The following is a 23257-nucleotide window of genomic DNA, read 5'->3' as shown; positions in this document are numbered from 1 at the left end:
ACACCGTACTTATTCCATATTACGCAACGACGTTTATTCTCGGGCATGTTATCTGAATAGTTCCTTAACGAGATCGGATTAATTCTGAAAAAACCTACGGAATAATCGCAGTATTTACGTCACCTGACACAGAATAGGGTTTGATGCGCCCCCTTACAGAGGCGCAAAAAAACGGCTAACGTTTGCGATGTAGTAAGAAATAAACCGCCGGAATAACCAACATCGACAGCAAGGGGGCTGTTATCATGCCGCCAATCATAGGCGCGGCGATACGGCTCATCACCTCTGAACCGCTGCCACCGCCCCACATAATGGGAAGCAGCCCTGCCATAATCGTCGCAACCGTCATCACCTTTGGCCGCACGCGGAGCACCGCACCTTCATGGATAGCCTGTAGCAATACCTTATTCCCGCCATCTGGCTCGCGCGTGAGATATTTCTCAAGCGCGTGATTAAGATAGAGCACCATAATAACGCCGAACTCCGCCGCCACCCCAGCCAGAGCAATAAAACCAACAGCTCCCGCAACGGATAAGTTATATCCCAGCAGCCATAATAACCAGACACCGCCAATCAACGAGAAGGGCAATGTCCCCATTATTAACAAGGCATCCGATATACGCTTAAAGGTAATAAATAACAGGATAAAGATAATCGTTAACGTTACCGGCAATACGATTTTCAATTTTGCCGTGGCACGTTCCAGATATTCAAACTGTCCGGACCACGAGAGTGTTACCCCTTGCGGCAGTTTTACCTGCTGCGCTACCCGCTGTTGCATCTCGTCCACAGCCGATTTCAAATCCCGACCACGCAGATCAACGTAGATCCAGTTCGAAAGGCGCGCATTCTCGCTTTTTAGCATCGGCGGCCCCTCTTTCACCACGATATCCGCCAGTTCACCTAACGCAATCTGGCTGCCATTTTCAGTGATCACCGGCAATTTGCGCAGATCATCAACGTTATCACGGATTTCACGCGGATAACGTACATTGATGGGATAGCGCTCCCGTCCCTGTAGCACTTCGCCAATGTTTTCGCCACCCACCAGCGTAGAAACCAAAGATTGCAGCTCTTTTACCGACACGCCATAGCGCGCGGCTTGCTGCCGGTTAATGTTGATATCGACGTAGCGCCCGCCCGCCAGACGCTCGGCCAGCGCCGATGTCACACCCGGCACCGTTTTCACCACCTGCTCGATTTGCTGCGCCACACGTTCAATATCCGCAATATTATTGCCGTTCACCTTAATGCCCACCGGGCTTTTGATCCCGGTTGCCAGCATATCGAGTCGGTTACGAATAGGCGGCACCCAGACATTGGCAATGCCCGGCACCCTGACGGTTTTATCCAGTTCTTCCACCAGTTTTTCCGGCGTCATCCCCGCTCGCCACTGATCGCGCGGCTTAAAGCGAATGGTGGTTTCCAGCATGGTTAACGGCGCGGGATCGGTCGCGCTCTCCGCTCTGCCTGCTTTACCAAACACGCTCGCCACTTCCGGCACGCTTTTAATCAGCCGGTCGGTTTGTTGCAATAAACGCCCAGCTTCCCGCGCAGAGATCCCCGGTAACGTCGAGGGCATATACAGCAAATCGCCTTCGTTGAGCGGCGGCATAAACTCACTGCCCAGACGGCTCAACGGCCATAACGTTGCCAGCAATAACAATAGCGCCACCGCCAGCGTCGCTTTCGGCCACTCCAGCACTTTATCCAGCAGCGGCTCATACATGCGGATCAGGAACCGGTTGATCGGGTTGGCTTTCTCATCAGGGATCTTGCCGCGAATAAACAAGCCCATCAGCACCGGAACCAGCGTAATACCAAGCCCGGCCGCTACTGCCATCGCCCAGCTCTTGGTGAAGGCCAGCGGCGAGAACATACGCCCTTCCTGCGCTTCCAGCGAAAATACCGGAATAAACGACAAGGTGATGATCAGCAGGCTGCAAAATAGCGCCGGTCCCACTTCGACTGCCGCCTGTTCTGAAAAACGCCAGTAATCAGCACTGGTCGGCTGGCGATCCGGGTTATCGTGTCGCCACTGCTCCATCACTTTGTGCATGTTTTCAATCATCACAATCGCCGCATCCACCATTGCGCCGATCGCAATCGCAATCCCGCCAAGCGACATGATATTGGCGTTAATACCCTGGTAATGCATGACGATAAACGCACCGAGGATCCCCAGCGGCAGCGACACAATCGCCACTAATGCCGAACGGAAATGGAACAGGAACAGCGTACAAACCAGGGCTACGACGATAAATTCCTCGATCAATTTATGCGTCAGCGTTTCGACTGCACTTTCAATCAGCGTCGAGCGATCATAAACCGGCACGATAGCCACGCCGTCAGGCAGCGTTTTTTGCACCTCGCTGAGTTTGGCTTTCACCGCATGAATGGTATCGAGCGCGTTTTTGCCATAGCGCATAACGATGATGCCGCCCGCGACTTCGCCTTCGCCATTATATTCCGCTACGCCACGCCGCAGCTCCGGCCCCAGGCGCACCGTCGCCACATCTGAAAGCATCACCGGCACACCTTCCCGGCTGGCAATGACTATCTGGCGAAAATCTGCCAGTTGCCGCAAATAACCGGTCGTGCGCACCATAAATTCGGCTTCGCCCATCTCCAGCAGCGCGCCGCCGCTCTCCTGGTTCGCTGCCTGCACAGCGCTGACAATCTGTTCATGGGTTATATTCAGCGCCCGCATTTTCGCGGGATCCGGTACAACCTGATACTGCCGCACCATCCCGCCAACACTCGCCACTTCCGCGACGTTTGGCACCGTTTTCAATTCGAACTTCAGCGTCCAGTCCTGCAACGCGCGCAGATCCGCCAGATTATGTTTGCCGCTGCGATCCACCAGCGCATATTCATAAATCCAGCCTACGCCGGTCGCATCCGGCCCTAAGCCGACGTTCACGCCGGCAGGCAATGAAGACTGGATTTGGCTTAAATTCTCCAGCACGCGAGAACGCGCCCAATAGAGGTCGGTATCATCATCAAACAGCACATAGACATAGGCATCGCCAAACATCGAATAGCCGCGAACTGTTTTCGCCCCCGGCACGGAAAGCATGGCGGTAGTCAGCGGGTAAGTCACCTGATCTTCAATGAGTTGCGGCGCTTTACCCGGATAGCTGGCGCGGATAATCACCTGCACATCGGAGAGATCCGGCAGGGCATCCAGCGGCGCGCGCTGTATCGACCAAATCCCCCAGCCGGTAAGCACCAGCGCGGCCAGCAGGATTAACAAGCGGTTACGCAGCGAGGCGCGAATTACGGCAGCAATCATTTCATCGTCTCCTGCACCGGCATCAGATGGGTAATGACAGCGCCCTGCTCGTCATCCAGCGTGAAGCTGAACATCACCTTATCGCCCACTTTGATGGCGGGTTCCGGCTGCTTAAGAACGAAATCCATCGTCATCGCTCCCCAGTTCAGCGCCGGGATCGGCTGGTGTGAAAGCGTAATGCTCCCCGCATCCATCGCTTTCACCACACCGGTAGAATCGTAGGTTGGCGCTTTTTTCGCAGCCGCTTGCGGGGCTTGCTGTTGCGGTAACGCGCTACGCAGGCTGGCTTCCGAATCAATCAGGAACTGACCGGACGTCACTACGTTGTCGCCCTCTTTCAACCCGGAAAGCACTTCGGTCCAGCCCTGTGCTGTACGTCCGGTGGTGACGTTAACAGCCTGGAAATGCCCGTCGCCCGTCGCCAGTAACACGCGGCTTGCCGCACCGGTTTCAATCAGCGCCTCTTCCGGAATGGCCAGCACGTCAGGCTGTTGCGCTGAAGCAGGTTGAGTAACGGTAAGGAACATGCCGGGTTTGAGTTTTTGCTGCGGATTATCCAGCACGATGCGCGCTTTCAGCGTCCGGGTGGTGGTTTCAAGCTGAGGCAGCAGTTCGCTGACTCGACCGTGAAACTGCTCGCCCGGCCAACTACCTGACGTGGCAATGATGTCGCTACCCACAGTGAGTGCCTGCGCCTGGCTTTGCGGGTAATCGACCACCAGCCAGACAGGATCAAGGTTCGCCAGCTCAAAGAGAACTTGCGTAGCGGCAACTTGTGCGCCTTCACGGGAATCAAGTTTCACCACATAACTGTCGCGATCGGCGCGCAGGGTGAGCCGGGTTTGCGGTTTCCCGCTGCGTTCAACCGCGCGAATAATGGCATCCGGCATAAACTGCAGCGCCAGCCGCTCGCGGGCGGCGCGCGTCAGTTCGCCATCACCTAACTGGCGCACCGCCAGATACTCCTGCTGCGCCGTGGTCCATTGCGGGATCCACAGCTGCGCCAGTGCTTCCCCTTTCTTTACCCACTGTTGTGGCGCGCGGACAAACAGCTTTTCCACCACGCCAGCCGCCGGAGAGGGTACGCTCTGAATGCTGCGCTCATCGGTGGTTACCGTGGCGAAGGCAGAAAACGCCTCAGCAAGCGCTCGTTTTTCCGCTTTCGCCGTCGTCATCCCCAGGTTTTGCTGCTGCTGCGCACTGACGCTGATGCCACCGCTGGCAGGTGTTTCATCGGCGTAACGCGGCACCAACGGCATATCCATAAACGGTGATTTACCCGGCTTGTCAAAACGCTGATCCGGCACCATTGGATCGTACCAGTAGAGCACTTTTCGTTGCGGCGTTTGTTCGCCAAAAGCCACAGGCGCACTGTGCTGGCGACCGGCGAAATACCCTACGCCCGCCGCCATGCAAGCCGCAATCACGACGGCTAAAATCGTTTTCTTCATTACCTTAACTCCTGTGGGATCAGCCAGCGGATTGCGGCCCATTTCTGTGCCATCGCTTTCTCGGCCTGGTTCGCGGCCAGTTCGCTATCAAGCACATTGCGCCGTGCTTCCAGCAGTGCAGAGAGATCTGACTGCCCGGAACGATATTGCGCCGCCAGTAACGTGGCTCGCTGGCGAACCAGTGGCAGCACTTCGTCACGCTGGCGCATCCACAGGGTTTGCGCGGCGTTATATTCGGCAATAAGCGAATGCAACTGTGCAGCGTGATCGCGCTCAGCCAGCGCCAACTGGTCGTTGGCCTGCATGGTGCGGGAGACATCGGCGGCGTGATCTTTGTCCTGCCGGTGGGACTGGAACAGCGGCAAATCGACGGTAAACATGACCCCAGCCATATCTTCGTACCCTTCGGCGCGGCGTCCGTACCAGACTTCCACCTCGACATCCGGGATGGCGGCAACCGCTGACTGTGCAGAACGCGCTTTCGCGCTGTTCGCCATGCTGGCAGCAGCGATAATGTCAGGATGCTGTGCGATGCCCTGCTCCAGCGTTTTTTCATCCGCAGGCAGACGTTGATATCGCGGAAGCTCGCCGGAAACGGCGCTCACATCCTCGCCAGTCAGCTGTGTCAGGCGGGTTTGCGCCAGTTGCACATCACGTTCGGCGAGCGTGAGCTTGTCGCGCATTGCGCTCAGGCCAACCCGGAAGGCCAGCACACTGTCTGGTGCAGCATTGCCGGCACCCACGCTGGCGCGCTGCGCGCCTTGCTGGCGTTCGGTTTCTGCCAGCAATTTACGCGCAGTCTGCAACGCCTGTTGCGAAAGCGCTAAGTCGAGCCACGCCTGGGCGGTGTCGCGCTGTAAATTGGCGCGCACGACGGCGGATTTGGCGCTAACACTTTGCGCTTCCGCCAACAAGGTATCGGCTTTACGATCGCGTTTTTCGGCGCTGACATACTGCTGCATGATGCCGATCCGCTGCATCGTCATCCCTTCGCGGGTTAAACGGTGGTCGTTATTGCCCTGCACCGGGACATTTTCAATACCGAATTTCAGCTTCGGGTCAGGTAACTGGCGGGCAGAATCCGCCATCGCATCCAGCGCCTGCGCTTCATTGCGGTTAGCGGAAAGTTCTGCGGAATAGCGCTCAGCGGCGGCAAGGGTTTGCGTCAGCGTCAGTGGCTCCGCCTGCGCGGCGGAGCACATCAGTCCAAGCAACACCCCGCCGAGCCGCAGGCTCAGCGAGTAACGTTTCATTGTTGCCCCCGGTTAGCGTTGCGGCGTTAATGAAACGAGCTGGTAGCCGTTTTCGCTCTGCACAAAGGTGAAGTCGACCTTATCGCCCACTTTCACCGGTGCAAACGTGCTGCCTTTGACCACTGCAAATTGCATAGTCATTGGCGGCCAGTTCAGTGCAGGAATGGCTTTATGGGCGATCGAAATCGCATCGGGGGTGATTTTTTTGATAACGCCCTGGCTTTGGTAGGTTTGCATTTGGCTATGCATCGCCGAGTGCTGCGACATATCGTGCATACCGTGCATTGCGGGCATATCTTCCGCGTGAGCGGCAAAGGAGAAAAACAGCACGCCAGAGAGCATGCAAAGAAGAGAAGAACGCATAATAAAAACTCCTGTTAAACAATGAAATAGATGAAATTCAATGCATTAACAGGTTTCTATTCACGGAACCGACAAAAACGAATCGTTGCCGGCGGGCCTATCGCGGGAGGGGTTAACGACCATCCGTCATGCGCGACGGAGTCACAAACAGGTTCAGCGACCGAAAGCGTCAGCGAAACGGGCAGCGCCACCAGTGAAACGTGATCGGTGTCTTTTTGCGCCAGATCCGGCACACAATGTTTTTCGCACAGCGGCGTTTTCATCATGTCCATTTGCGGCGCAGTGTCAGGCATCGCCATTTGATGGTTCATATGCTGAACCATCATATTTTCACCCTGCACGCTGACATCACAGTCGTGAGACGCAATCGCCACCTGGCTTTGAATCAAAAGCCAACCAAACGCCATCAGCAGCATCAACAGATGCCGCTTAATAAAGCGCAATCGGTATAGCCAGCCTGCGTACATAACGTTGCCATGGGTGAAAAGAAAGTAATGGCGAGTATAAGCAGCATCATTTTTATTTTTAAAGTGTTTTTTAGCTAATTTACGCCCGGGAATAAATCGCAACCGAAACTATTAAATTAATTAACTTATCAGCACCCTTTAAATAACAAATTTATCATTTCCGATTAATGCCGATTATTGCTCAGCCACTATTAATTGAGTGGAGTGATAACAAATTAACAAGATTATTCGCTCAACACATCGCTTTGTTGATTTTAATCATCTATCCGTTAGCGGTTATTCGGCACATTGCGTTGCCAGTTTTTTTACTTACTTTTCCTTCAGGTCAACCTCCGGGGCCAACAACATGTTATTAACACTCACTGAACTGCTGATAGGCGTGGTGGTAATTGTCGGCGTAGCGCGCTACATCATCAAAGGCTACTCCGCCACCGGCGTGCTGTTTGTCGGCGGTCTGGCGCTATTAATTGTCAGCGCGCTAATGGGCCATAAAATATTACCCGGCAGCGCCACCAGCACCGGCTATAGCGCGACCGATATTGTCGAATACATTAAAATTCTGCTGATGAGTCGCGGTGGCGATCTCGGCATGATGATCATGATGCTGTGTGGTTTTGCCGCTTATATGACCCACATCGGCGCCAACGACATGGTGGTGAAGCTGGCTTCTCGTCCGCTGCGCTTTATCAACTCGCCTTACTTGCTGATGATTGCCGCCTATTTTGTCGCCTGTCTGATGTCGCTGGCGGTCTCTTCCGCCACGGGTCTTGGCGTACTGTTGATGGCAACCCTGTTCCCGGTGATGGTAAACGTCGGCATCAGCCGCGGTGCGGCAGCCGCGATTTGCGCCTCTCCGGCAGCAATCATTCTTTCGCCCACCTCCGGTGATGTGGTGCTGGCCGCGAAAGCCGCAGAGATGCCGCTTATCGACTTCGCCTTTAAAACCACCCTGCCCATCTCTATCGCGGCGATTATCGCCATGGCGATTGCGCACTTCTTCTGGCAGCGCTATCTGGATAAAAAAGAGCATATCGTCAGCGAAATGCTGGATGTGAAAGACATCACCACCAATGCGCCCACGTTCTACGCCATTCTGCCGTTTACGCCGATTATCGGCGTACTGATTTTCGACGGCAAATGGGGTCCTGAACTGCATATCATCACCATTCTGGTGATTTGCATGTTGCTGGCAGCAGTGCTGGAATTTTTGCGCGGTTTCAACACGCAAAATGTCTTTTCCGGGCTGGAAGTGGCTTATCGCGGCATGGCGGATGCCTTTGCCGGCGTGGTGATGTTGCTGGTTGCCGCCGGGGTTTTCGCCCAAGGGTTAAGCACCATTGGCTTTATCCAGAGCCTGATTTCGATTGCCACCTCCTTCGGCTCAGCGAGCATTATTTTGATGCTGGTGCTGGTCACGCTGACGATGCTGGCGGCGATGACTACCGGTTCCGGTAATGCGCCGTTCTACGCGTTTGTCGAGATGATCCCGAAACTGGCGCACGAATCGGGGATCAACCCGGCTTATCTGTCTATTCCGATGTTACAGGCCTCTAACCTTGGGCGCACCATTTCCCCGGTTTCCGGCGTGGTGGTTGCCGTGGCGGGGATGGCGAACATTTCCCCGTTTGAAGTGGTAAAACGGACTTCGGTACCAGTGATCGTCGGTCTGATTGTGGTGATCATCGCGACCGAAGTATTGGTTCCGGGAGTCGCAGTACATTAATTTATAAACACCATTTATGAAAAAGCGCCTGCCCGGCGCTTTTTTTATGGTTTAATAACGCATGGCAATTACCCGGATACATCCATCAGGAACTGTTATGTTTATAAAGGGATTCTTCACCTGCGCAAGCCTTGCCGCAACGCTGTTCTCCGTCGCTTATGCCGCACCGCTCAAACCCACACAGTATGGTGACTTTGACCGCTATGTTCTGGCGCTCTCCTGGCAAACCGGTTTTTGCCAGAGCCTGCATGCGCAAGGTCGCAATGAGCCAGATGAGTGTCGGCCACAAAAAGAACCCGCCAACAAAGCCGATTATCTGACCGTGCATGGTCTGTGGCCTGGTCTGCCGAAATCCATCGCCGCGCGCGGTGTCGACGATCGCCGCTGGATGCGCTTCGGCTGCGCCACGCGTCCGATTCCAAACATGCCGGAGGCGAAAGCCAGCCAGAAATGCGCCGCTGCGGAAACCGGCCTGTCGCTGGAAGTGGCCAACAAACTCAACGCCGTCATGCCGGGCGCGGGTAGCACCACCTGCCTTGAGCGTTATGAATATGCCAAACACGGCGTCTGTTTTGGTTTCGATCCGGACGACTATTTCGGCGCGATGGTACGCCTGGACACCGAAATCAAACAGAGTGCGCTCGGCCAGTTCCTGGCAGAAAACTACGGGAAAACCGTCACCCGCGATGCATTTAACGCAGCCGTCGCGAAAGCTTACGGCGAACAAAGCGTGAAAGCGGTGAAACTGACCTGTAGCGGCAACCCGGCGTGGCTGACAGAAATGCAGATCGCTATCAAAGCCGAGGCGATAAATGCCCCGCTCGCGGCAACATCTTTACTGCCGCAGCCGCACCCCGGCAACTGCGGGAGCAGCTTCGTGATTGATAAAGCAGGCTACTGAAAAACCATAATTCCGGCAAATGTGCGCGGCATCACTTCACAGCGCGCTGCCGTGTCAGTATCATCCCCTGTAGACAAACCCTCGCTGCCAGACGGCGAGGGTTTTTCTTTGGATCAATCACCTGACATGGAGTACCAGATGTCCAGACCTGCCATTATCATTAATGAGCGAGACGCCGAGCGCCTCGACCGTCTGCTTGAGCAGCCCGCTCACGCTAACCTGCCGGTCGCGGATGCGCTAAATGAAGAGTTGGATCGCGCCCAGATGTGCGCGCCAGAAGCGATGCCACACGATGTGGTGACCATGAACAGCACGGTAAAATTCCGTGAGCTGAAAAGCGGTGAAGAGCGCGTGCGCACGCTGGTTTATCCGGCGAATGTGACCGACAGCGCCAGCCAGCTTTCGGTGCTTGCGCCTGTCGGTGCAGCGCTGCTGGGCTTGCGCGTTGGCGATACCATTCACTGGGAACTGCCGGGCGGCACCACCACCGACCTTGAAGTGCTCGAACTGCTGTACCAGCCCGAAGCCGCAGGCGATTTCATGCGTTAAGCCCCGCCCTGCGTTGTTATGCAGAGGATGCGCCCGCATCCTCTTTCCGTTCCCGCCCGTTTATTCTTAAGATTTGCCATCCAGGCAGCAAAATATTCCTCCCGTTTATGATTCAATCAGAAGGACATAACCTACAGGGAGAAGCGTTTATGTATAAGACAATCATTATGCCGGTCGATGTTTTCGAAATGGAGTTAAGCGACAAAGCCGTGCGTCACGCTGAATTTCTCGCGCAGAGTGAAGGCGTTATCCATCTTTTGCATGTACTGCCCGCCTCTGCCAGCCTGAGTCTGCACCGTTTCGCCGCTGATATACGCCGTTTCGAAGAGCATCTGCAACAGGAAGCGCAAACGCGCCTGAACACCATGATTACCCACTTCAATATCGACGCCTCGCGTATCAAAACCCATGTTCGCTTCGGCAACGTGCGCGATATGGTGAATGAACTCGCGGAAGAGATCGGGGCAGATATGGTGGTCATTGCTTCACGTAACCCGTCTATCTCCACCCATCTGCTCGGCTCGAACGCCGCCAATATTGTGCGCCATGCGCACATCCCGGTGCTGGTGGTCAGATAAAGACGCTCAGGCGTAAAAAAAGAGGCTACCAAAGGTAGCCTCTTTACATTTGCAGGTATTGTTTACTTTCTTATTTTTGCTTACGCAGTTTTTGTGCGGATGAGGTAGTCAAACGAACTCAGCGACGCTTTGGCACCTTCACCCGTGGCAATAATGATCTGTTTGTACGGCACCGTGGTGCAGTCGCCTGCGGCAAACACACCTTTCACGCTGGTTTCACATTTGGCGTCGATGATGATTTCGCCCATGCGGTTGCGCTCAATCGCGCCTTCCAGCCAGGTGGTGTTCGGCAACAGACCAATCTGCACGAAAATCCCCGACAGCGCCACGCTGTGAACATCGCCGCTCACACGATCGCGGTACTCAAGACCGGTCACTTTGCTGCCGTCACCTTTCACTTCGGTAGTCTGTGCGTTCAGAATAATGTCGACGTTTTTCAGGCTGCGCACTTTATCCTGCAACACCTGATCAGCTTTCATTTCCGGGGCGAATTCGAGCAGGGTAACGTGCTCAACAATCCCCGCCAGATCGATAGCCGCTTCCACGCCGGAGTTACCGCCGCCAATCACCGCCACACGTTTGCCTTTAAATAGCGGGCCGTCACAGTGCGGGCAGTAAGTCACGCCTTTGGTGCGATACTGATCTTCACCCGGCACGTTCATGTTGCGCCATTTCGCGCCGGTAGCAATGATGATGCTGCGCGCTTTCAGTACCGCGCCGGACGCGGTTTGGATCTGATGCAGACCGCCTTCAACCGCAGCCGGAACCAGCTTGCTGGCGCTCTGGCTGTCAATCACATCGACATCGTAATCCGCAACGTGCGCTTTCAGCGCGCCCGCCAGTTTCTGGCCTTCGGTTTTCGGCACAGAAATGTAGTTTTCAATATCAACGGTATCCAGCACCTGGCCGCCGAAACGCTCGCCCATCAGACCGGTACGAATGCCTTTACGCGCTGAGTAAACCGCCGCTGCCGCGCCCGCCGGGCCGGAACCAACGATCAGCACGTCGTAAGCGTCACGCGTGTTCAGCTCTTCCGCCGCGCGTTTTTCCGCGCCGGTATCAATTTTGGCAACGATTTCGCTCAGCGTCATACGCCCCTGGCCGAACTCCTGGCCATTGACGAACACCGCAGGAACACCCATCACGTTGCGATCGGTGATTTCATTCTGGAACGTACCGCCATCAATCGCCGTGTGCTTAATACGCGGGTTCAGCACCGCCATCAGGTTCAGCGCCTGCACCACGTCCGGGCAGTTGTGGCAGGAGAGCGAATAGTAGGTTTCAAACTCAAAATCGCCGTCCAGATCGCGGATCTGCTCCAGCAGCGCCTGCGCCTCTTTCGACGGATGACCACCGGTCCACAGCAGCGCCAGCACCAGTGACGTAAATTCGTGACCCAGCGGCGAACCGGCGAAACGCGGGCCGGTATTTGAGCCTGGGTTAGTAATCAGGAATGACGGTTTACGCACCGCCAGGCTGTTGTCTTCTTTAAAGGAGATCTTGTCTGACAGCTCAGCGATTTCGCCCAGCAGCTCTTTGATTTCTGCTGATTTCGCGCTGTCATCCAGCGTAGCAATCAGTTCAACAGGTTTGGTCAGTTTCTCAAGATAGGCTTTGAGCTGGGTTTTCATAGTAGTGTCGAGCATAACGTTCTCCCTTAAAACATCATCATGCAAGCCGAATTGTTTAAGGCTGCATTAATGCAACTTGCATCATGGTGCTGAATAAAACGGGCACCCAAAAGCACCCGTGTATATGAGGCAAATTCCCAGTATTTCTTGTCACAGGAAGGCGGCAAGCTTATGAATCCCCGGGAGCTTACAAAAGTAAGTGACCGGGGTGAATAAGCGCAGCCAACGCGCCTGTGGCATGAAAGACGCCGGAATTTTTAGATTTTGCCGACCAGGTCAAGAGAAGGAGCCAACGTCGCCTCACCCTCTTTCCATTTCGCCGGGCACACTTCACCCGGGTGAGAAGCCACGTACTGTGCTGCTTTGATTTTACGCAGCAGGTCAGATGCGTCGCGGCCGATGCCTTCAGCGGTGACTTCGATAGCCTGGATGATGCCCTGCGGGTCAACCACGAAGGTTGCACGATCTGCCAGACCTTCATTTTCACGCATGTTGTCGAAGTTACGGGTCAGGGCGCCAGTCGGGTCGCCGATCATCGCATATTTGATTTTTGCGATAGTTTCGGAGCTGCTGTGCCACGCTTTATGGGTGAAGTGGGTGTCGGTGGAAACAGAGTAAACGTCCACGCCCAGTTTCTGCAGCTCTTCGTAGTGGTCAGCCACGTCGCCCAGTTCAGTCGGGCATACGAAGGTGAAGTCAGCCGGGTAGAAGAAGAAGACGCTCCAGCGGCCTTCGGTATCTTTCTCGGTTACTTCGATGAACTCACCGTTTTTGAACGCCTGGTTTTTAAAAGGTTTGATCTTGGTATTAATTAAGGACATCTATACTTCCTCCGTGTTTTCGTTGGGATGTAAGTTAACGAACTTCGATTGATTGAGCCAATGCGTTTGCTTTATCAAATCAATAAGTGTTAGCTAACAACCCACAACGAGCAACCTTGTGAACGGCTGAATTGCCAAAAGTAAAAAGGCCACCGCGACGGGTGGCCTCGATACCTGAAATACCCGTGGGTAACTTCAGCGCCAGCAAGCTGGCTTTGCGTTGCGCTCATAACCTGTTGGTCATCAAGCGTCGTTGATTACACCACTGCAGGCAGATGAGGACAATGCTTTCCCCGGCGGTCTTACCGATGGTTGTGATAGGTTTTCTCTACCCTTGCTCTTTCCCCCTGTTTTTATAAGGAATTTTATGCTCAAGCGCCTGTTAATGATGACCCTGCTCCCGCTGACTCTGCACGCCGAAGAACTGCCCGCACCGGTAAAAGCCATTGAAAAACAAGGCATCACCATTATTAAATCCTTCGACGCGCCCGGTGGCATGAAAGGCTACCTCGGCAAATATCAGGAAATGGGCGTCACCATTTACGTCACGCCGGATGGTAAACACGCTATCTCCGGCTATATGTACGACGACGCAGGCACCAATCTGAGCGAAAAGTTGATCGCCAAAGAGATTTACGCCCCGGCGGGCCGTGCGCTGTGGCAGCAAATGGAAAAAGCCGACTGGCTGCTGGATGGCAAAAAAGAGGCACCGCGCGTGGTGTACGTATTTGCCGACCCGTATTGCCCATACTGCAAACAGTTCTGGCAGCAGGCGCGCCCGTGGGTGGAATCCGGCAAAGTGCAGATCCGCACGCTGCTGGTGGGCGTGATCAAACCGGAAAGCCCGGCGGCGGCGGCAGCCATTATGAGCGCCAAAGATCCGGCGAAAAGCTGGCACGACTTTGAACAATCCAACGGCAAAATGGCGCTAACGCTGCCGAAATCCGTGCCACCGGAGATGATGAAAAAGCTCAATATCAACCAGAAAATCATGGACGATCTCGGCGCGAACGCCACGCCTGCCATTTACTACATGAATGAAGACAATGTGTTACAGCAGGAAGTGGGTTTACCGGACGCGGAAAAACTGAAAACGATTATGGGCGAGAAATAACGGCGGCGCGGGTGGCACCGCCGGGAAGCGTTACAGCTTACACAGGCGCTCTGCCGCCGCCCGCAGCGTCGATTCCTGTTTGGCGAAGCACAGGCGAATGAGTTTGTGCGGGAAGGGATCGGCGCAGAACACCGACAGCGGGATCGCCGCCACGCCCACCTCTTTTGTCAGCCACTGACAGAAGCTCACGTCATCCAAATCGGAGATCGCACTGTAATCGGCCAGCAGAAAATACGTGCCTTCGCACGGCAAAATCTCCAGTTTGCTGCTCGCCAGCGCATTGACCAGCACATCGCGCCGCGCGCGGTAAAACTCCGGTAACTCACGATAATGTTCCGGCGCGGCGCGCAGCATATCCGCCAGCGCCAGTTGCGCCGGGGTATTCACGGCAAAAGTCAGATACTGGTGCACTTTGCGCAGCTCCGCGCTAATGGCGGCGGGCGCTACACAGTACCCCACTTTCCAGCCGGTCATATGGTAGGTTTTGCCGAAGGACGACACCGCCACCGCCCGTTCGCGCAGTTGCGGATGCGCCAGCACGCTGGCATGCCCCTCTTCGGCAAAACAGATGTGCTCGTAGACTTCATCGCTCAGCACATAGATTTCGCGCCCGGCAATCGCCTGCCACAACGCGGCGAAATCCGCCTTTTGCCACACCGTCGCCGACGGGTTGTGCGGCGTGTTCAAAATCACCAGCCGCGTACGATCGCTGAGCTGCGCGGCAAACTGCTGCCAGTCCACACGAAAGTGCGGCGGTTGCAGCGCAATGCGTTTCAGCACCCCGCCGGAAAGCTCCACCGCTGGCGCGTAACTGTCGTAACTCGGATCAAAACAGATCACCTCATCGCCCTGGCGCACCAGCGCGGTGATTGCCGCGTACAGCGCTTCGGTCGCCCCGGCGGTCACCGTAATATCGGTGTTGGCATCCGGTTTATGGCCGTACAGCTCCGCTGTTTTATCAGCAATCGCTTCACGTAACGCCTGCACGCCGGTCATCGGCGCGTACTGATTCGCCCCCTGCGCCACATGAAACGCCAACCGCTCCTGCAAATAGCGCGGGCCGTCGAAATCCGGGAAGCCCTGCGACAGATTAATCGCCTGGTGCTGCTGCGCCAGGGCGCTCATTTGCGTGAAGATGGTGGTGCCAAGTGCGGGAAGTTTACTTTGTGGAATCAGTGCGTTATTGCTCATTGTTGTGTGCCTGCTTGTCATACACGTGTTGCCGCCACTATAACACGATGCTAGTATTTGGCAATCAAGACGCTTAGACGTCTATACGATACCAATATTCCTTATTAAGGAAGTGCGATGACCGACAACCTGCAACTCCAACAACTCGTCGCCGCCTGCCACTGGATAGGCGCCAAAGGCTGGGCGCCTGCCACCGGCGGCAATATGTCCGTACGCCAGGATGCCGACTGGTGCTGGCTGAGCGAATCCGGCAAAGACAAAGGCAGCCTGACCACGGCGGACTTTTTGCAGGTTTCCATTGCCGATAACCATGCCCCTTCCGGGCGTAAACCCTCGGCGGAAACCGGCCTGCACACCCTGATTTATCGCCTCTACCCGGACGCCAACGCCGTGCTGCACGTGCACACGGTGAACGCAACGGTGCTGTCGCGCGTGGAGAAATCCCCTGCCCTGCTGCTGAACGGTTTTGAAATGCAAAAATCGCTCAGCGGCCAGACCACGCACCAGGACACCGTGCCGGTGGCGATTTTCGACAACGACCAGGATATCGACGCGCTGGCGGCTCGCATCGCTGACTATGCGCAGACCCATCCGTTGCGCTATGGTTTTCTGCTGCGCGGCCACGGGCTAACCTGCTGGGGGCGCGATGTCGCCGAAGCCCGCCGTCACCTGGAAGGGCTGGAATTTTTATTTGAATGCGAAATGCAGCGTCGCCTGCTGGAGAAACCATGATCCGCGCTATCGTTACCGATATTGAAGGCACCACCAGTGATATCCGCTTTGTGCACAACGTCCTGTTCCCTTACGCCCGCGAACGCCTGGCGGCGTTTGTCACGGCGGAGCAGTACAACGAGCCGGTCAGCACCATTCTTGATAACCTGCGGGAAGAGATCGCCCAGCCAGAGGCCAGCACCGCCGAACTGATTGAGGTGCTGTTTGCTTTTATGGATGAAGATCGCAAATCAACGGCGCTGAAAGCGTTGCAGGGCATTATCTGGCGCGACGGTTATGTAAATGGCGATTTTAAAGGCCATCTCTACCCGGACGTGTTGCCCCAGCTTGAGAAATGGAAAGCGCAGAGTATTGATCTGTATGTATATTCCTCTGGCTCAGTAGCAGCGCAAAAACTGTTATTTGGCTACAGCGACGAAGGTGATATTACTCCTCTGTTCAGCGGGTATTTCGACACGCTGGTTGGCGCGAAACGCGATGTGCAGTCGTACCGCAATATTGCGGCGCAAATTGGGCTGCCGCCTGCTGCCATTTTGTTCCTCTCCGATATTCACCAGGAGCTGGACGCCGCCGAAGCGGCAGGGTTTCGCACCACGCAACTGATTCGCGGCGATGATGACGCAGCCAGCCATCATTACCAGGTTCCCTCTTTCAGCAACATTCAGCCGGAGCAGATCCCTTCATGAGCGCACTGACGATTTACACCGATACCGATGCCAGCACGCCGGTGTGGCACAGCACCGACGCCGCTGAGATCCAGCAAAAACTGAACGCCAAAGGCGTACGTTTTGAACGCTGGCAGGCCGACCGCGATCTCGGCGCCAACCCGACGCCGGAGACGGTGATCACCGCTTACCAGCACGCCATCGACAAACTGGTGGCCGAGAAAGGTTATCAGAGCTGGGATGTGATCAGCCTGCGTGCCGACAACCCGCAGAAGGAAGCGATGCGCGCCAAGTTTCTCAACGAACACACGCACGGCGAAGATGAAGTGCGCTTCTTTGTGGAAGGCGCAGGTCTGTTTTGCCTGCACATCGGCAGCGACGTTTACCAGGTGCTGTGCGAGAAAAACGACCTGATTTCCGTCCCCGCCGGAACTCCGCACTGGTTTGATATGGGCTCAGAGCCAAACTTCACCGCCATCCGGATTTTCGATAATCCAGAAGGGTGGATCGCGCAGTTTACCGGCAGTGAAATTGCAGACGGGTATCCGCGGTTGGCGTGACAATAAGGCTCCTTTCGGAGCCTTATTGTCAGATTTTCATGGTGGTTATTTCACTTCAATACTGGCATGTACAAGATCACTTTTTCTTTGTGTCACGTCGATCCAATTTCCTGCACAACAACCGCTTGCCCCCCCTGCTTTGTTGGCGTCGTTGCCTTCTTTCATCGTAATTGCCAGCCTCTCTGACAGAGAGGCATCCAGACGGCGTTGCACCACGTGCTCTTCTTTGGGTTGTCTTTGATACCGCTAACCTGAGCGAAGAAGAGATGCTGCACCTGGCGAACGGGTGCGAAGATCACATCGCCGGGCTTTGCCACGGTCTGCACTTTTTGGGCAAAACCTTGTCACCTTTTGACTAAGCCAAAACCCATCTTTCTAAAAACCTTCCTTCATGAATGGGATAACCGAAAAGGTCGTTTCTGGAGCGCTGTGTTTTACGGGTAAAAACGATATCTCATTATTTTCACAATGCCTTTGTTACGACGAAACATTTGTGATCCCTGCGGAATACGCCGCACCGCGCACTGGCATTCTCCCCCGTCACCAGCAACACTCTGTAAGCCGCCAGCACACATAAAGGAGCAAAACATGTCGGATGATTTTTACTGGATTAACGAACCGCAGCAGTGGCGTGAAGCGCAGGGCAAAGTGGAAGTAGTGACCGATGGGTATACCGATTTCTGGCGCAAAACCTGGTACGGGTTTGAGCGCTTCAGCGGTCACGGTTTTGTACGCGATGTGGTGGGAGATTTCACCTTTCAGGCGCGGGTTCAGGCACGCTTTTCCGCGCTGTATGACCAGGCAGGCGTGCTGTTGGTGGCGGATGAGCAGAACTGGTTAAAAGCCGGGATTGAGTTTAACGATGGCGCGCCCGCCATCGGAAGCGTGCTGACGCAGGGTTATTCGGACTGGGCAACCGGTATTTTCGCGGGTGACGCGGGTGATTTCTGGCTGCGTCTGAGCCGCAAAGGTGATGCTCTGCGGCTGCAATACTCTACCGATGGTCGCGTCTGGCCGCTGCTGCGGCTGTGTCATTTTCCGCATTCGCGCTGTGCGGTGGGCATGATGTGCTGCACGCCGGAACGCAGCGGGCTGGAAGTCGCGTTTTCAGAAATGGCGCTCACGCCGTTGCAGGAAAAAGATCTGCACGATCTGAGCTAGTTTCGCCGCCACACGGCCAGTTAATCAGCGTTTTTCTCCATCCGGTGACCAGGGCAACCGCAAGCGACACATCTGCGTTTCGGTTGCCTGCCTTTTAAAGACCATAAACAGCAAGAAACATCGCATTTTGCATTATTTTTATCATAAGTAATTTGCTTTACTACACGATATTTCAGCACCACTAAAACATTAAGTTAAATAACAGTAACAATACAGGATATATTATTATTTCACTTACCTTCGCATGCCGATATATTATATAAATGCGCGCACAACCAAATTCCCAAAATGGCTTAACGATTGTATTTCATAGCCATTTTTAACATTACTTAACGGGCTAATTAAAAAGCCAAATCCAGATCTCTTTTTATAAAAAACACCATGAAGGTTTCGCTTTAGTCGCCGATAAAAATAATGTTCACCCTGGATATGGATAGTGCCTGAGGCCGTTATGACCATTTTAAAGAAACTGCTATTTGTTTTTGCCATTACCTTTATTGCCATGATTTTGCTTGGCGGTTTAAGCATCCGTGCGTTAGACAAAGCGCAAGAGCGTTTTGATTACGTTGTGGATAACAGTCTGCCCAGTATCAGCAAGCTCAGCGAGGCGCTCCAGCACCGCGAAGAGGCGCGTCGGCAGATCCTGATGTCGCTACTGATAAGCGATGAAGCGGTGTTTATCAAACATATGACGCAAGCGAAAGATGAGCTGAATAAAACCAACGAAATATTTAAATATTATCGCGAGCACCTTGTTAGCGACGATATGGATGGCCAATTATTGAAAAAAACCCAGGACTCGTTTGATGATTATCTGCAAAAAGCGGAGTCGATGGTGAATGTCTACCACAGTGAAGGCATTGAAGCGGCACGAAAAATGGTTTCGGATGGCGGGATTACCGCTAATGCGTCTGTCGCGTTGAGCGCTAATTTAAAAGAGATGCTGGTGCATAATTATAATATCGCCAGAACTTACGCTGAAAATAACCATACGCAATATATCAATACATTCTGGTTACTGGTGGGAACGATTATCTTTTTGCTGGCATTAATTGGTGTATTTGCCACCACTATTCTTAGTTATTTAAATAAAGGCTTAAAAAGCCTGCAAAATAGTATGGGAACCATTAGTAACACGCTGGATTTAACCGTTGAGGTGGATCTCAAGAAAAAAGATGAACTGGGCGCAACCGCCGCCAGTTTTAATGCGTTGATGGCAAAAATCCGCGAAGTGCTGAGCAGTGTGAAAGACGCCAGCAACGAAGTGGATGTCGCGGCGAGCGAAATCGCCAAAAGCAATGATGACCTATCATCCCGCACCGAATCGCAGGCCTCGTCGCTGGAGCAGACCGCCGCCAGCATGAACGAATTGTCAGCCACGGTGCGCCACAATATGGACAATGCCCAGGAGGCGAACGCCTTTATCGGTCGCGTACAGTCGATGGTGAATGAAAGCCACCGCGAGCTGAGTTCCCTGCAAAAATCGATCGACGATATTTCGGCTTCGTCGGCGAAAATCTCCGAAATCACCGACATCATCGACGGTATCGCTTTCCAGACCAATATCCTCGCGCTCAACGCGGCGGTAGAAGCCGCCCGCGCCGGTGAGCAAGGGAAAGGCTTTGCGGTGGTCGCCGGTGAGGTGCGTTCGTTGTCGCAACGCTCTTCTGTGGCGGCACGCGATATTCGCGGCTTAATCGATGAGGCAATCAAGAACGTCGGCCAGGGCGTCAGCTATGCAGCTAATGTCACCACGCGAATGAACGAGGCGCTCGGCGCGGTGGATGAAACCACGGTGCTGATAAACCAGGTGAATAACTCTTCAACCGAGCAGAGCCACGGTATTGAGCAGGTTAACGTGGCGGTCAGCCAGATGGAGGGCAACTTGCAGCAGAACGCCGCCATGGTTGAAGAGATGGCCACCGCCGCGAACTCGCTCAGCCACCAGGCCGGTAAACTGCTTAACGATGTGAATGCCTTTAAGCTGTAATAACGATGCCGGGAAATGCTCGTGCTTCCCGGCCATTACCGTCCCCCTAACGCTTCAGGTAAATGGCTCACAAACGCGGTTTTATCGGCTGGATAGCGCCGCGATAACCCGATAAACATCGCCGTCAGGTGATGTTTATCACTTGCGCTTAGCATTTGCAGTCCAGCGGCAACCTGCTCCAGCGCGTTGATGGCAGCACCCTGATCCCGCCGGTTTTCACCGGTAAACTTAAGGATAATGGCTAAATCGACAACCACTTTCGCCAGCGCGATTTCACAGCGTGTTGGCAATTTTACCGCGCCTTATGGCTACATTTTCAGTTGTTTCGACGTACATATTACGAAGCGGAACCGTCGCCTTTCACAATCAATTCTTTCATTTGTTCAATACTGAAAGCCCCCCATTTACCGCCGTAGTCGTTAAAAATTTCCACGGCGAGGTGGTACTCCTCTTCGCTGATGGGCGCGTCTTCTTCGACGATATAATCGCAAATCGTTTCAAACGCTAAACCACTCTCACCGTAATCGACATATTCAATGGCAAAGCGCAGTTTCTCTACATCAACACGCCCGGCGAAACGTGCGCCAAAGGCCTTGATACCTTCGCTCATGACGATCCTCTCTTCTCCCGCGATGCGTTAATCAGTGCGCAGATCACCGGCACAGATACCGCCAGCAAAAACAGTACGATGCGGGTGGTTGCGTTATCCGCGTTTTCACGCCAGTGACCGGGCAGCGCCGGAAAGAGAAAAAATCCTGCACCGCAGGCAAGCATCACCTTGCCAAACGGACGATTCGCCCGATACCAGGCCGCGTCATCCCGCAAGGTCAGCGCGGTACGCACGCCGTAAAAACGATTGGGTTCGATACGTTGTCGCGCCAGCGGAGTGGCGACTGCCATTAACACCCGCATCCCGACGCTGAAGGAGAGAAAAATGTCGTTCATTGCAGGCTCCTGATGCTGAGCAGACATATTCTGTGGCAAAACATGATGTTCCCGGCAACGGCAGAAAGCAACGGCTATGCCTGAGCGGGATAGCGCTGTTTTTAGTGGAGGGAAGAAACCCGCACCCCAGACGGTGCGCGGGAAAGTACGAGGTTTAGAAGAAGGTCAGCAGGCTGAGGTTAAAGCGGTTGTCCTGCGATTCGCCGCTTTGATTACCTCGTGCGTACTCCAGCGTCAGCATCGCACTGTTCGGGCTTGCTGCCTGGCTGGCGCTCAGGCGCAAACCGGCACCGTATGCGCTACCGTGCACCTCTTTTTTCTCCAGCGCCGTCGGTTTCGCCTGGCTTACGGAACCGAGCGAACCGAAGACGTATGGCATTACCGCGCTACCCAGGTCTGGTGCCCAGGAAAACGCGCCGAGCGGCTGCGGCAAGCCCACTTCAGCACGCGCTGCCAGGGCACTGTCGCCGCTGACCGTGCCGGAATCAAACGCCGACAGCCACGTACTGCCGCCAAGTGAAGCCTGCTCAGAAGATGGCAACGCCTGGTCAAACGAGGTCTGCGCCAGGCCAGAAAGCGAGAGCTGTACCTTGCCATCGACTAACGGCTGGCTGTAATTCATGGTCAGCTCCAGCTTCTGGAAATCCGGATCGGCCCCCTCTCTGCTCATCGGCAGATCGGTAGTCCCGTGGCGGGCGCCCAGGCCATCGATACCAAAAGAGGCCGTCAGGCTGGAGGCGAAACGCGCGTCAAAATTGGTGGTGTAATCCATCGACTGCGCCAGGCGCACAATGCGCAGGCGATCGTCGGTAAATGGCACCTCATTGTTATTGAACTGCAAATGCTGCGTTTCGTTTTGCACATCCAGCGACAGCAAGGTCGACGTGTTGAAATCACGCGCACGCACCCAGTGGTAGCCGACACGCGATGACAGACGCTGGAAGTGATCGCGCGAGGTCAACCCGCTGTCGGTTTTCGGTTTCGTGCGGCTGTCCACCCCTTCGACGTTCATCCACAAACCATCAGTACCCAGCGGCACGACCACGCCGAGCGCCCACTGGCGGTTACGCGGCTGCGTATCGGTAAACGGGTTATCGCCGCGCGGGTAGCCGTTCAGGCGCACGTATACCTGCTCGCCAAAGCCCGTCAGGTTATTAAGCTGGCCGCCAAGCCCGAGTGAGTACTTACCCAGCTCGTCAGAAAGACCGTTATCAAAGGTCACCTGCCCGGCAACCGGATCGTAGCGACCATCCACAATCAGCACCGTTGAACCCGGTTTGCTGCCCGGTTTGAGGGTCGATTTCAGCATCACACCCGGCGTGTCACCTGCCAGCAGCAAACGCCGCTCCAGCGCTTTACGGGTTAAATGTTTCTCGCCTACCAGCGGTTGCAACAGGCTTTCCACCCGGCTGCGCGCGGTGTCCGGCAGCGCAGAGGCATCCACTTTTTCCACATAGCCATCGGTAATCACCACACGCAGCGGCGCACCATCTTTGAGTTGTTGCGGCGGCAGGCTGACGCGCGCCAGCAAGTAACCCGCCTTGATATACGCGGTTTCCAGTTCCTGCGCGGCGGCAAACAGATTCGCGGCAGAGACACGGCGGCCTTTGACGCGCGACTCAATGCGCGCCGTTTCGCTGGCTAATTGCGGGAAGCCACCTTCAACCCGCAGACCGGCTGGCGTGACAAACAGTTTTTCCGCGCCGTTCGGCGCAGTGAGCCCGGTGGTGGCAGGCAGCGTAATGCCGCCGCCGGTGTGCTGCTGAACCGGCGCATACGAGGGTTGCACCAGTTGACCGGCGCTGGGTGCTGCCATCACGGCTCCCGCGTGTAAGCTCGCGGCGATACTCAGGCTCAGCAATGTCGG

Annotated in this window: 23 protein-coding genes; 10 read left to right on the top strand and 13 right to left on the bottom strand. The window is 54.9% G+C overall.

Features of this window, described 5'->3' with window-relative positions; all coding sequences use genetic code 11:
- Nucleotides 1–175: 175 nt before the first annotated feature.
- Genes IP581_RS06340 through IP581_RS06320 form a run of 5 tightly spaced genes read right to left on the bottom strand, consistent with a single transcriptional unit; the run spans nt 176 to nt 6829 of the window.
- Nucleotides 176–3295: an efflux RND transporter permease subunit gene (locus IP581_RS06340; RefSeq protein WP_193822055.1), complete on the bottom strand. Its 3120-nt coding sequence runs from the start codon at nt 3293–3295 to the stop codon at nt 176–178.
- A complete protein-coding gene (locus tag IP581_RS06335; RefSeq protein ID WP_193822053.1) occupies nt 3292–4746 on the bottom strand; it encodes an efflux RND transporter periplasmic adaptor subunit in 1455 nt (484 codons plus the stop codon). The genes IP581_RS06340 and IP581_RS06335 overlap by 4 nt, the downstream gene beginning before the upstream one ends.
- The gene (locus tag IP581_RS06330) at nt 4746–5999 is read right to left on the bottom strand and encodes a TolC family protein (protein ID WP_193822051.1); all 1254 of its coding nucleotides are present in this window, start codon (nt 5997–5999) and stop codon (nt 4746–4748) included. Before IP581_RS06330 ends, IP581_RS06335 begins: the two co-directional genes overlap by 1 nt.
- A 12-nt stretch (nt 6000–6011) precedes the next feature.
- Complete coding sequence (locus tag IP581_RS06325; RefSeq protein ID WP_228007819.1) at nt 6012–6362, bottom strand: copper-binding protein; 351 nt, start codon at nt 6360–6362, stop codon at nt 6012–6014.
- A 56-nt stretch (nt 6363–6418) separates the two neighbouring features.
- Entirely contained in the window at nt 6419–6829 is a 411-nt protein-coding gene (locus IP581_RS06320) for a DUF2946 domain-containing protein (RefSeq protein WP_193822049.1), read from the bottom strand.
- Nucleotides 6830–7175: 346 nt separating this feature from the next.
- On the opposite strand from IP581_RS06320, the gene dcuC reads away from it, so the two are divergent.
- The 4 genes from dcuC to uspG all read left to right on the top strand — a co-directional run bounded on the left by dcuC (nt 7176) and on the right by uspG (nt 10580).
- Nucleotides 7176–8552, top strand: a complete 1377-nt coding sequence (gene dcuC / locus IP581_RS06315) for an anaerobic C4-dicarboxylate transporter DcuC (RefSeq protein WP_193822047.1) — start codon at nt 7176–7178, stop codon at nt 8550–8552.
- Nucleotides 8553–8649: 97 nt separating this feature from the next.
- Nucleotides 8650–9453: a ribonuclease I gene (rna, locus tag IP581_RS06310; protein WP_086871490.1), complete on the top strand. Its 804-nt coding sequence runs from the start codon at nt 8650–8652 to the stop codon at nt 9451–9453.
- A gap of 138 nt (nt 9454–9591) precedes the next feature.
- Entirely contained in the window at nt 9592–10002 is a 411-nt protein-coding gene (gene rnk / locus IP581_RS06305; RefSeq protein ID WP_017455866.1) for a nucleoside diphosphate kinase regulator, read from the top strand.
- A gap of 149 nt (nt 10003–10151) precedes the next feature.
- A complete protein-coding gene (uspG, locus tag IP581_RS06300; RefSeq protein WP_097400593.1) occupies nt 10152–10580 on the top strand; it encodes a universal stress protein UspG in 429 nt (142 codons plus the stop codon).
- A gap of 80 nt (nt 10581–10660) precedes the next feature.
- Here the strand turns inward: uspG and ahpF are convergent, their stop codons facing one another.
- Nucleotides 10661–12226: an alkyl hydroperoxide reductase subunit F gene (gene ahpF, locus IP581_RS06295; RefSeq protein ID WP_193822046.1), complete on the bottom strand. Its 1566-nt coding sequence runs from the start codon at nt 12224–12226 to the stop codon at nt 10661–10663.
- Between the two features lie 242 nt (nt 12227–12468).
- On the bottom strand, nt 12469–13032 hold the full coding sequence (gene ahpC, locus IP581_RS06290; protein WP_086871483.1) for an alkyl hydroperoxide reductase subunit C: 564 nt from the start codon (nt 13030–13032) through the stop codon (nt 12469–12471).
- Between the two features lie 367 nt (nt 13033–13399).
- Between ahpC and dsbG the strand changes: the two genes are divergently transcribed.
- On the top strand, nt 13400–14146 hold the full coding sequence (gene dsbG, locus IP581_RS06285; RefSeq protein WP_193822044.1) for a thiol:disulfide interchange protein DsbG: 747 nt from the start codon (nt 13400–13402) through the stop codon (nt 14144–14146).
- A gap of 30 nt (nt 14147–14176) precedes the next feature.
- Here dsbG and IP581_RS06280 read toward each other — a convergent pair whose 3' ends face one another.
- Nucleotides 14177–15337 carry a pyridoxal phosphate-dependent aminotransferase gene (locus tag IP581_RS06280; RefSeq protein WP_193822042.1) on the bottom strand — a complete coding sequence of 387 codons (1161 nt, stop codon included), beginning with the start codon at nt 15335–15337 and terminating at the stop codon, nt 14177–14179.
- A gap of 117 nt (nt 15338–15454) precedes the next feature.
- On the opposite strand from IP581_RS06280, the gene IP581_RS06275 reads away from it, so the two are divergent.
- Genes IP581_RS06275 through IP581_RS06265 form a run of 3 tightly spaced genes read left to right on the top strand, consistent with a single transcriptional unit; the run spans nt 15455 to nt 17294 of the window.
- Entirely contained in the window at nt 15455–16069 is a 615-nt protein-coding gene (locus IP581_RS06275; RefSeq protein ID WP_193822040.1) for a methylthioribulose 1-phosphate dehydratase, read from the top strand.
- Nucleotides 16066–16755: an acireductone synthase gene (mtnC, locus tag IP581_RS06270; RefSeq protein ID WP_193822038.1), complete on the top strand. Its 690-nt coding sequence runs from the start codon at nt 16066–16068 to the stop codon at nt 16753–16755. Before IP581_RS06275 ends, mtnC begins: the two co-directional genes overlap by 4 nt.
- On the top strand, nt 16752–17294 hold the full coding sequence (locus IP581_RS06265; protein WP_097400587.1) for a 1,2-dihydroxy-3-keto-5-methylthiopentene dioxygenase: 543 nt from the start codon (nt 16752–16754) through the stop codon (nt 17292–17294). The genes mtnC and IP581_RS06265 overlap by 4 nt, the downstream gene beginning before the upstream one ends.
- Before the next feature lie 45 nt (nt 17295–17339).
- Here the strand turns inward: IP581_RS06265 and IP581_RS06260 are convergent, their stop codons facing one another.
- On the bottom strand, nt 17340–17507 hold the full coding sequence (locus tag IP581_RS06260; RefSeq protein WP_176519678.1) for a hypothetical protein: 168 nt from the start codon (nt 17505–17507) through the stop codon (nt 17340–17342).
- A 375-nt stretch (nt 17508–17882) separates the two neighbouring features.
- Between IP581_RS06260 and IP581_RS06255 the strand changes: the two genes are divergently transcribed.
- The gene (locus IP581_RS06255) at nt 17883–18455 is read left to right on the top strand and encodes a DUF1349 domain-containing protein (protein WP_193822036.1); all 573 of its coding nucleotides are present in this window, start codon (nt 17883–17885) and stop codon (nt 18453–18455) included.
- A 451-nt stretch (nt 18456–18906) separates the two neighbouring features.
- The gene (locus tag IP581_RS06250; RefSeq protein ID WP_193822034.1) at nt 18907–20445 is read left to right on the top strand and encodes a methyl-accepting chemotaxis protein; all 1539 of its coding nucleotides are present in this window, start codon (nt 18907–18909) and stop codon (nt 20443–20445) included.
- A gap of 35 nt (nt 20446–20480) precedes the next feature.
- Here IP581_RS06250 and IP581_RS06245 read toward each other — a convergent pair whose 3' ends face one another.
- The 4 genes from IP581_RS06245 to IP581_RS06230 form a co-directional block, all read right to left on the bottom strand.
- Nucleotides 20481–20735, bottom strand: coding sequence for a hypothetical protein (locus IP581_RS06245; protein WP_193822033.1), 255 nt, complete (start codon nt 20733–20735; stop codon nt 20481–20483).
- A gap of 47 nt (nt 20736–20782) precedes the next feature.
- Complete coding sequence (locus IP581_RS06240; RefSeq protein WP_193822031.1) at nt 20783–21055, bottom strand: MafI family immunity protein; 273 nt, start codon at nt 21053–21055, stop codon at nt 20783–20785.
- On the bottom strand, nt 21052–21390 hold the full coding sequence (locus tag IP581_RS06235) for an SdpI family protein (RefSeq protein ID WP_193822030.1): 339 nt from the start codon (nt 21388–21390) through the stop codon (nt 21052–21054). The genes IP581_RS06240 and IP581_RS06235 overlap by 4 nt, the downstream gene beginning before the upstream one ends.
- Nucleotides 21391–21544: 154 nt before the next feature.
- A complete protein-coding gene (locus IP581_RS06230) occupies nt 21545–23206 on the bottom strand; it encodes a ShlB/FhaC/HecB family hemolysin secretion/activation protein (protein WP_193822029.1) in 1662 nt (553 codons plus the stop codon).
- Nucleotides 23207–23257: the final 51 nt, after the last annotated feature.

The sequence above is a fragment of the Kosakonia pseudosacchari genome, assembly GCF_015167415.1.
GTDB lineage: Bacteria > Pseudomonadota > Gammaproteobacteria > Enterobacterales > Enterobacteriaceae > Kosakonia > Kosakonia pseudosacchari.
Note: the sequence above shows the minus strand (reverse complement) of the source record. Positions and strands in the feature narration are given on the sequence as shown.